Here is a 9,404-nt window from a genome sequence, read left to right on the forward strand (position 1 = left end):
GCATAACGTTATGTAAAAATCGTCAGTAAATGGAAAAATACTTTCTCAACTTACTGACGATTATTAATTCAGTGAAACTAAATTTTTTACCTTGAAAACAATGAGCAATCCGAAAATCTATTCTAATTAGAAGATGAATTCTAACCTATTCAGCCACTTGTCTAATTTAAATAACGATCTTCCATCTAGGCGTCCGGAGAAGTTTTGGCATATAGCTGTGAAATTGTTGTTGGTCGCGGTCTTTTCACGATTGACAACAAGGCCAGCTTTTGAGCTGATTCCCGGTTTGGAAATTAGCTCAAAAGTGTACCCACAACTATTCATGCCAAGGTGCTTCGGAGAGTGCTTGGACTTAATTCCAAACTACGCGGGTATCACGTCCAAAAATCTTTGCCAGATAACTACCAAAATACCGATCAATCCCGTTAAAACAGGTCGAGTTGTTGCGGCCCCAAGTCTCCAAACGAAATGCCCAGCATTTCTTTAAGCGTGAGGGCGTTATCGGCCGCGTCACCGCCGGAGTTGTTGTTAAAAATAACGCAGACTTCGTCCGTTTGGGTTTGCAGTTGTTCAACCGTCTTTTTAAATTCGGTCAACTCAGCGTCGTTGTAGCGGTACAGGGTTCGTTGGCCACGCCAGTCAGGGCCTTTAGCCGACCAGCCCTGCTGGTTGCGACCATGAAGGCGCATGATGGCTAGTTTGGGACTGGTAACGACCGGCTCAAAGCTGACCCCGTCGTTCAACGCGTGCGGTTCGTCAACAATGACGTGCGCCACCCCCAGATCCTTCAAAAAATCAAAAACCGAATCCTTCACACCCGCTTCGTACCAACTTTGATTACGAAACTCAACCGCAATCGGCAAACCGGGCAGCCAGTCCACCATTCGCTGTAGGTAATGAAAATTACGGGTGGAGCGTTCAAAGAACGGCGGGAACTGGAATAAAATCGCTTTTAACTGGTGGTGCTGGGTCAGCGGTTTAAGCATTGCTCGGTATTCCCGGTAAGTCGTTTTGAGGGCGTCCATCGAGACGCCCTCGTCCTGGGTATCGTGCAGGGTCATCACCTGGTTCGCCTTCAAAATGAATTGAAACTTATCAGGGACTTGCTTTTGCCACTTAGCAACCGTCGTGACCCGTGGAATGCCATAAAACGGCGTGTCCACTTCGACGACCGGCAACACACCGGAATATTCCGTTAACGTTAATTTGTCAGTACCACCCAGTAAGCTCGGGTGTTCGGTCCAAGTTGTCAGGCCAATGGTAATCATGACACGCTCACATCCTTAAAGAAGTCCACCGCGTTTTGTTGGACCATCGTAAAGTCGAACGGTAACTTGAGGGGTTCCTCGTTAATTGCCATGACCTTCGCCCGCGGATTGCGGTAATCAATTAAGCCGGCAAACGGGTAGACCCGAAACGAGGTCCCACAAATAACCACGAGGTCGGCCCGTTGCAACGCCGCTACGGCCCGTTCCACGTTGGTTTGCGCAATGCCTTCGTCGTATAACACGACGTTTGGCCGTAAGTAACCGTGGTCACTGGCGTGGTAGGGTGATTTTAAGTAGTCCTGCCACGCCACGGATTGACCGCACTTAGTACAGTAGATTTGGTAGAGGTTACCGTGAAATTCAACCAAGTGGCGCGTATCAGCAACGTTGTAGAGGTTATCAATATTTTGCGTAATTACGCTGGCCCGGTCTTGACGGGTCAGTGCCGCCATTTTTTCGTGGATGACGTTTGGTTGGGCGTCCGGGTAATATAAATTACTTTTAAGGTAATCGTAAAAGCCCCCTGGATTTTCCGTTAGAAACGCGTGACTGAGGTAATACTCCGCGTTGTGGTGTCCGGTATACAAACCGTTTTTTGAACGGTAGTCGGGAATTCCCGAGGGCGTCGAAACCCCGGCGCCGGTCATAAAAACAATGTGTTGACTCGTTATTAATAGTTGTTGTGCAGTTGTTTCCATCCTGCTGCCCCCTCTTAAAAAAAGTTAACGTAACGTATACGGCAAGTTCATGGATTGGAATAATTCCTTAACCGTTTTATCGTAAGTCTCTTTGAAAAAGGCGTCACTCCGCTTCTGGGCCGGTGCTGGTAACACGAAGGCGTTTTGCTGGTCACCCTTATTTAACCCAATGTAGGCGCGGGTGTGCTTTTCTTTATCCAACATGTCCGAATGGTAAATATCGAAGAGTTGGCGAACCTCCAACCGCTCCTGGCGCTCACTCAGGACGCTTTGCACGGTGACAAACTCGGTGCCGTGTAACATCGGTAAGTGCCAAGCCGTCATCTGATCATCAAACGCTTTAAACACCTTCACAACCGCCCGGCGCATGGCAAACGGCGTATCAACGGCTTTTTGACAAACGACCGCGTACAACTTCTGAGCCGCCGGAAAGGCCTGCGGGAAGTCGTCGGCTAATTGGGCCGTTAACGTTGGGGTCAATTCGCCCCCAAAGAAGACTAGCAGGTCGGTCAACGTTAATAACCGTAACGTCATCATCGCGTCGGCCTTACCCGGATCTTCGGGATCAATAGTGGCGTAAACGCCCTTCACGTACAGCGCTTCAATTTGGTCGTCGATCAGGTCGTGCTGGCGCTGCTTGTTAACAACCAGTACGTGACTCACCGTATCGTAAAGTTCCATGGCAATCGCCATCAACTGTTCGTCTAGTTGTTGATCCCGGGTCGTCAAGTTAAAAGTGATCTGCGGAAAGCCTTGCAACAACAGGAGCAGGTGCAATAACTCGTGGGAAGCGGTGTAGTTCGGTGCCGTTACGTCGGCAACTTGAACGGTTAGATCCCCATCGTGCATTACTTGTTGGGCTTGGTCGTGACGGACGTAGCCCGCTTGATTCTGACCAAAGTTCACGTTAATATTGCCCGGATACAGGGCGTTAGCGGTACTTAAAAGGTCGGTTACAGTTTGGTTTAATTTAATTTCAGTCATCGGTTTCTTCCTTTGTTTGGCGTAGTGCCGTAATGAGTTGTTGGGTCGTGGCCAGGTCTTGCTGTGGTGCTAATTCCAATCGTTGTAAAATCACGGGTAATTCCGCCGGGGTGGCGCCGGCCGCAAGTGCTAACGATTTTAATTGTAAGTGCATATGGCCCTGCTGAATCCCCGTCGTAACGAGGGCGCGCAACGCCGCTAAGTTTTGGGCTAAGCCGGTCGCCACCAGCACCCGTTCAAGTTCCGGCGCCGTTTGAATTCCCAACAAGCGTTGGTTTAACTGGGCAAGTTCGTTAATTTTAATGGAACCGCCCACTACCCCCACCGGTAATGGTAATTCTAAGCTGCCACGCAAAACCTGCCCGTCAGTTGTCCAGGTACTCATCCCGCGATACTGGCCGTCCTTAGCTGCATACGCGTGGGCGCCGCTTTCCAGGGCCCGCCAGTCGTTGCCCGTTGCAATCGCGACGGCGTCGATTCCGTTCATGATGCCCTTATTATGGGTCGTGGCCCGGTACGGATCGATTTGTGCCACGGTACTAGCCGCCGCAATTTTTTGTGCGACCAGGGCTCCCGAATACCGTCCCGCCTGTAATAGTCCAACCGGAATCGTACACTCGGCCTTAACTAAGCTAGCGGTCGCGTAGTTGGATAAAATACTCATTAACGGGTTCGTTTTCGTGATAACGCCCACCGACTTCGCGACGGCTTCCAACATACTGTTCAACATGTTGGCCCCCATCGCTGCCTGGACGTCGACGAACAGGTCAATCGATAAGTAGCCCTGACCCAGTACCCGGGTGCGGATGCGCCGGGCGCCGCCACCGCGTTTTTTTAAACTGGGGTGGGCCGCGTCGGCCACTTTCAACAACGTCGCCTGATGCTGTTCAACGGTGGCCGCGGTTTGTTCAGGATCAGTTAACTTTTCCAAAACGATTTGGCCAACCATTTCGCGCCGGTCTAAGGTCGTGATGAAGCCCCCGGCCCGTTTAACGATCTTCGCCCCGTTGCTCGCCGCGGCAATCACGGACGGTTCCTCGGTGACCATTGGCACCATCTTAGGCTGGTCATCGATCACAAAATTAACGGCTAACCCCATCGGTAACGGGTAGTCCGTTAAGTAGTTTTCAATAATTTCGTGGTGTTCAGTCACGTAATACTTTTTGAACAGGGCCTGTTCAGCCGCCGTCAAGTGGGCCTGTTCCGCAACAACGGCGGTTCGCTCAGCCCACGTCTTTTGATAAAAATGGCGAAAATCAGCACTCATGATATCATTCCCATCCTCGTGTTCAGTTTGCTGAAGTTAAATATTCTGAAATAATGCCTTCCCGAACACCGCTCTCCGAAAAAATCACCCGGTCACTATCCAGCATTTGTAATAACGTGACTAGCGGCAACATCCCGCCAATGATAATGTCGGCCCGGTCATACTCCATTCCGGAAATGTCCTGCCGGCCCCGTTTAGAGCGAGTCAGCATGTCTAAAAAGGTGTGATAAACGGTTTCGGTTTTTAAGCGGTACCCGTGGATGTCTTCAACCTTGAGTTTTTGTTGCCGGCGCCGGTTGATCCGCGCGAGCGTTCGGTTCGCCCCGCCCAGTAAAATAATCGGGTAGTGCACGGCCTCGGTCAACCACCAAATATCCGCTAACCGGTTACGCAAAAACATCTGGGCCCGAAATAGGTTCGCCGACGGAACCACGTCGTCTAATTCAAACTGTTCTGACAAGGTCACCGCACCAAACGGAACACTGATCAACTGCTGTTTCCGACCATTTTTGACCAGGATCAACTCACAGCTCGCTCCGCCAGTGTCTAGGATCAGACAATCGTGAATGACCAGCGAGTTAGCAACCCCTAAATAGTCGTAATAGGCCTCGTCATCACCGGATAACACTTTTAGATCCAACCCGACTTCCTGCTTAACTTGGTTTAAAAATGCCGTTTGGTTTTTCGCCATGCGGACCGCCGCGGTCGTAATTCCGATGACGTCGGTATTGGGCATCCGTTCGTAGCTTTTACGGAAATTTAGTAGGGCCTTAATAGTCCGTTCAATCGCGGCCGGTTGCAAAACGTGTTCCGGTCCCATTGCTTCGGATAAACGGGTATCTTCTTTGATCCGTTTGATTTCCTCAGCGTTGCCGTTGGCGTGTAGCCGACTCACGGCCATCCGTGCCGAATTGGAACCTAAATCCACAATCGCTAAGTTTTTCATAAACACCACGCTCGCTTTTCCTATTGAAGTTTTAGTTAGGTTCATTCTACCATTAATCCCCCGCTGACTGGGGGTGCCGCCCCGACCCGGTCGATAAAAAAAGTTGCGGACACCGTCCCCAACTTTTAAAGCATTACCCTAATTTTCAGTGGCGCTAAACGCGGCCAACATTTTACGGACATCGGCGGTCGATTTGGCGTCCATCATCTGATTACGTAGCGCGGTCGCGCCCAATTCCGGTCGCGCGTATATCTTAAAGAAGCGTTTTAACGACGGAAACCGCGGAACGTCGTAACGGCGCGCAAAGTCATCAAACAGGTCCAACTGTATTTTGAGAAGGTCCAGCAGTTCGCCTAAATCGTGTGGTTGCGGTTGGCTTTCAAAGGCAAACGGGTTGGCAAACACCCCGCGACCAATCATAATACCGTCCAGACCGGGATGGGCCCGGGCTAACGCTAAGCCGGCCGCGTAGTCCGGAATGTCACCATTTATTTGGAGCAGCGTTTCCGGAGCCAGTTCGTCGCGCATTCGGATCAAATTGTCGATCACTTCTAAGTGCGCCGGCACCTTACTCATCTCCTGCTTAGTCCGCAGGTGAACGGTTAAAACGGCCACGTGTTGCCGTAATAACGTGGGAATCCACGTCTGGTATTCAGCCACCCGACTGTAGCCCAACCGGGTCTTAGCGCTGACCGCCAGCCCGGACGTTTTTGCAGCGGCAATTACGGCTTCGGCCCACTCGGGATGCCGAATCAGGTCGCTGCCACCATGATTTTTAATGACCGTTCCGTCCGGACACCCCATGTTGATATCAACGGCTTCAAACCCAAGTCGTCGTAACGCGGCCGTACCAGTCGCAAAGTTCTCTGCTTGATTGCCCCACAGCTGAACGACCGGTTTTTGACGTTCGGCCGGTGCAACGTACAGCCGACCGTGGACCGGGAACTTGGTATGGGGGTCCGTGATGCCTTTGGCGTACACGAACTCACTGAAAAAGGCGTCCGGAGCGGCCGCTTGAGCAATCACCTGCCGAAACACGGTGTTACTAACGGCTTCCATCGGGGCCATGGTAAAAAATGGGCGCCCATTTTCACGGGCCCGCGTCGCAATTTGCGACCAAAATGCTGTTGCTGTCACGATCAAGTACTTCCTATCTATTTTGAATGTTTTTAATTTTAGCATGAATGCCACACAAATGCAGAGTTGCCGTTTAGACTGTGAAGTCACGGACAGTCACTTTTCAACAACGGCTGGACGCCTAAAACGCCGCCTTACCCTAAACGGCAAGACGGCGTTCATTATTAACCGTTACTCGTAATAAGTCGCGGCCATTTTCGTCATCATTTTCTTAAAGCGGCGTTTGCGGAACCAGCCCATCAAAAACATGCCAACCCGGTTATTTGCCTGGGTCCGTTTGTCCTTTCCCATAAACGATTCGGCATATTCAATGATGGTCTGGTGGTCGCCACCCTTAGCGAATTGGTAGTCCACGACGTACTGATCGCTGGGCGTTTTCAATTCGTAAGCGTAACGTACCCCGGGATCAGCGTGGGTAATCGTCATGTTACCGGTCACCCCGTTACCCCATTTCTTTTCGTAACGGTAGCCCTGAAGACTCTGTTTGGGGGCCGCTGCTCCGGTTTGTTGTTGAATGTCAGCTCGGGCAGAGCGAATCAACTGCTGATATAAATAATCAACCGGCGCATTCAAAGTTAATTTAATCTGCATGGTTTTGACTCCTCTCTAGTTGACCAACGTGCCGGTAAACTGCGAATAACGCGGCACTAACGGCTAACCCCAGACCCAGTGTCACCCACTGACCTGTCGTACCAGCCAGGGGACTCAAGACGACTGCTAATAATCCAAGGTTCATCCCGATGAGTAAACACTGCTTTAAGGGTTTCATAATAACTAGTCTCCGATCTGGTTAAGTTCACCATTTTGGTCAGGTTGCATCTTGTTCGCGGCTTTGACAAATGGAACGTAGATGGCAAACGCAATCAACGCGTTCAGCACTTGTAAGACGACCGAACGCCAGTCCATCGTCGCAACTAAGGCGTTCATGATCGGTGGCATTGACCAAACGATGTTGTTAGTAATTGGTGCGACCCAGCCGGCCGTAATGGCAGCGTAGGCAATGGATACGGTTACAACTGGTGCCAAAATAAACGGAATAAAGTAAATCGGGTCTAAGACGATTGGCAACCCAAACATAACGGGTTCGTTGATGTTAAAGACGCCGGGTCCGATGGCTAATTTAGCAACGGAGCGCTGGTCGTCCCGTTTACTAAAGACCAGAATAGCAACTAAGAGTAGTAAGGTCGAGCCGGCCCCACCGATCCAAGCGTATAAGTCGAAACAGTTCCGGGTCCAAAGGTATGGTAAGGCTTTGTGGGCTTGGAACGCGTTAACGTTCGCCAACTGTGCGGTCAACCAGATCCCATCTAAAACGGGGGCTAACACGTTGGAACCGTGAATCCCGAAGAACCAGAAAACTTGGACGAGGACCGTCATCAGTAAGACGGCACCGTAACCTTGTGACATGTTCAAAAGTGGTTCTTGGATGACCTTGGCGATCCATTCGATCACGGTCGTTTGACCAAAGTTACTGAAGAGCCAGTTGATGATCCCCACAACGTAGAAGGCGGCAGCGGCCGGAATGATCCCGGTAAAGGCGTTGGCAACGGCCGGCGGAACGGAGTCGGGCATCTTGATCGTAATGTGTTTTTTCATCAAGTAAATGTAAACGGTGCTGGCAATGGCACCCAGGATCATTACGGTAAAGAAACCGTATGAGCCAAAGTAAGTATTGAAGTTAAAGTATCCCCAGGCAGTGACTTTTTTACCCGCCACGGCCATGCCGGAATCCGTTAAAATCTTAGTGGCGCCTGCACTCAAAGACTTCGTTAAGGTACCCGTGAAGTTTTGTGGCAAGCTCATGATGAACGTTCCCAGGGTAACGATCCCACCGGTAATTGGTTCAACTTTATATTGAACGGATAATTGGTACCCAAAGGTGAAACTAAAGATCAACCCTAAGATTGCCAACGTTCCGGTCCAAACCATCGCGTTGATCCCAATTAACCATTGCATTGAATTAACGAAGCCCATCCAACCGAACTTAGTTGGGATGTCTCGTACTAAGGCGTTTAAAACGGTGGCAATCGACCCCGCCATCATCGCCGGCATAATTGCTATAAAGGCGTCACGTAACGCGACTAACCAGCGAACCGCACTGATTTTGGCCGCGACTGGAACTAAGTGTTTGTTAAGCCATCCAATAAATGAATTCATAATACTCCTCACTCCTACATGAAATGAAAATCTGTTTAACGTCCCCGGTTACCGGGAACGTTGCCGGACTACTCCTGTAGATCAATATTTTCCGTATGGTAGTACAGTTCTAAATCGTCATAAACGAAAAAGGTTGACGAAAAGTTAAAAACCGTCCCGTTCGTTAAATAGTTGATCCCATCCAAGCACATTGTTTTATCACCGGTTGGCGCGCCCACTAGCTTTGCGCGTTCCGCATTCAACCGCACTTGATGCACGTAGTTTTCCGTGGTACTCCCGACCACGCCGTACGCTTCACGTAAAAACGCAAAGATTGAATGGTGGACACTATCTTCCGACAAGAACGGCACAACCGTGCGGGGAAAGTACGATTCTTCCAAACTATAAAGCGTGTCCTTTAAATAACGTAACCGAATAACCCGGTATAATTCTGTACCAACTTCAATGTTGCCCCGCTTCGCTAACGCGGCGTCCGCCTTGAGTTTGTCGAACGTAACGACCTTTGACACCAACGGTCCTCCTGCAACCATTGCCGCCTGGTCAAACCCGATCGATAAGTTTAAAACGGTATTATTTTGCGGCTGTTTGATAATAAAATTGCCACTTCCCTGAACCCGCCGTAACAGCCCGTGCCGGAAAACAACGTCAATCGCCTTACGAATCGTATTACGACTCGCATCGAACCGCTCCATCAGTACCTTCTCCGTAGGTAACTTGGTTTGGTATTCTTCGGTGATAATTGATTTAATAATATCCTGCGCAATATTCCGATACATTGTTTTTTCCTCCTTTCCTAATAATTAGTAGGCGCCTATAAAACTTATGCCCACAAGTTACTTTATCACAGAATTTATGGAAGCGCTTCTATTTTCGCGATTTTATACCAATGAATTTTTAAACATTCATTAAATCATTGCTACATCAATGGTTAGATGCTTATGAAAACA

10 protein-coding genes are annotated in these 9,404 nt (G+C 49.9%); all 10 read right to left on the reverse strand.

Annotated elements, in window-relative coordinates; translation table 11 throughout:
• Window positions 1-425: 425 nt before the first annotated feature.
• Window positions 426-1,268: a DUF72 domain-containing protein gene (locus tag D1831_RS13220; protein ID WP_125073331.1), complete on the reverse strand. Its 843-nt coding sequence runs from the start codon at window positions 1,266-1,268 to the stop codon at window positions 426-428.
• Window positions 1,265-1,966: an NAD-dependent protein deacylase gene (locus tag D1831_RS13225; protein ID WP_125073332.1), complete on the reverse strand. Its 702-nt coding sequence runs from the start codon at window positions 1,964-1,966 to the stop codon at window positions 1,265-1,267. The genes D1831_RS13220 and D1831_RS13225 overlap by 4 nt, the downstream gene beginning before the upstream one ends.
• 24 nt (window positions 1,967-1,990) lie before the next feature.
• Window positions 1,991-2,950, reverse strand: coding sequence for an IpaB/EvcA family protein (locus D1831_RS13230; protein WP_125073333.1), 960 nt, complete (start codon window positions 2,948-2,950; stop codon window positions 1,991-1,993).
• Entirely contained in the window at window positions 2,943-4,217 is a 1,275-nt protein-coding gene (locus D1831_RS13235; RefSeq protein WP_125073334.1) for a hydroxymethylglutaryl-CoA reductase, degradative, read from the reverse strand. The genes D1831_RS13230 and D1831_RS13235 overlap by 8 nt, the downstream gene beginning before the upstream one ends.
• Window positions 4,218-4,239: 22 nt before the next feature.
• Entirely contained in the window at window positions 4,240-5,163 is a 924-nt protein-coding gene (locus tag D1831_RS13240) for a Ppx/GppA family phosphatase (RefSeq protein WP_125073335.1), read from the reverse strand.
• A 138-nt stretch (window positions 5,164-5,301) separates the two neighbouring features.
• A complete protein-coding gene (locus D1831_RS13245; RefSeq protein ID WP_125073336.1) occupies window positions 5,302-6,300 on the reverse strand; it encodes a tRNA dihydrouridine synthase in 999 nt (332 codons plus the stop codon).
• 171 nt (window positions 6,301-6,471) lie between these two features.
• The gene (locus tag D1831_RS13250; RefSeq protein WP_125073337.1) at window positions 6,472-6,891 is read right to left on the reverse strand and encodes a DUF3284 domain-containing protein; all 420 of its coding nucleotides are present in this window, start codon (window positions 6,889-6,891) and stop codon (window positions 6,472-6,474) included.
• Complete coding sequence (locus tag D1831_RS13255; RefSeq protein ID WP_125073338.1) at window positions 6,881-7,069, reverse strand: hypothetical protein; 189 nt, start codon at window positions 7,067-7,069, stop codon at window positions 6,881-6,883. Before D1831_RS13255 ends, D1831_RS13250 begins: the two co-directional genes overlap by 11 nt.
• Before the next feature lie 5 nt (window positions 7,070-7,074).
• Complete coding sequence (locus D1831_RS13260; protein WP_125073339.1) at window positions 7,075-8,457, reverse strand: PTS sugar transporter subunit IIC; 1,383 nt, start codon at window positions 8,455-8,457, stop codon at window positions 7,075-7,077.
• A 68-nt stretch (window positions 8,458-8,525) separates the two neighbouring features.
• The gene (locus D1831_RS13265; RefSeq protein WP_125073340.1) at window positions 8,526-9,233 is read right to left on the reverse strand and encodes a GntR family transcriptional regulator; all 708 of its coding nucleotides are present in this window, start codon (window positions 9,231-9,233) and stop codon (window positions 8,526-8,528) included.
• Window positions 9,234-9,404: the final 171 nt, after the last annotated feature.

It is taken from the genome of Lactiplantibacillus garii, from assembly GCF_003885105.1.
GTDB lineage: Bacteria > Bacillota > Bacilli > Lactobacillales > Lactobacillaceae > Lactiplantibacillus > Lactiplantibacillus garii.

What these genes read in the sequence shown, in the direction of transcription:
- D1831_RS13260 (WP_125073339.1), bottom strand. Translation starts at nt 8,457, where the DNA reads ATGAATTCATTTATTGGATGGCTTAACAAACACTTAGTTCCAGTCGCG.
- D1831_RS13250 (WP_125073337.1), bottom strand. Translation starts at nt 6,891, where the DNA reads ATGCAGATTAAATTAACTTTGAATGCGCCGGTTGATTATTTATATCAG.
- D1831_RS13255 (WP_125073338.1), bottom strand. Translation starts at nt 7,069, where the DNA reads ATGAAACCCTTAAAGCAGTGTTTACTCATCGGGATGAACCTTGGATTA.
- D1831_RS13220 (WP_125073331.1), bottom strand. Translation starts at nt 1,268, where the DNA reads ATGATTACCATTGGCCTGACAACTTGGACCGAACACCCGAGCTTACTG.
- D1831_RS13225 (WP_125073332.1), bottom strand. Translation starts at nt 1,966, where the DNA reads ATGGAAACAACTGCACAACAACTATTAATAACGAGTCAACACATTGTT.
- D1831_RS13235 (WP_125073334.1), bottom strand. Translation starts at nt 4,217, where the DNA reads ATGAGTGCTGATTTTCGCCATTTTTATCAAAAGACGTGGGCTGAGCGA.
- D1831_RS13240 (WP_125073335.1), bottom strand. Translation starts at nt 5,163, where the DNA reads ATGAAAAACTTAGCGATTGTGGATTTAGGTTCCAATTCGGCACGGATG.
- D1831_RS13230 (WP_125073333.1), bottom strand. Translation starts at nt 2,950, where the DNA reads ATGACTGAAATTAAATTAAACCAAACTGTAACCGACCTTTTAAGTACC.
- D1831_RS13265 (WP_125073340.1), bottom strand. Translation starts at nt 9,233, where the DNA reads ATGTATCGGAATATTGCGCAGGATATTATTAAATCAATTATCACCGAA.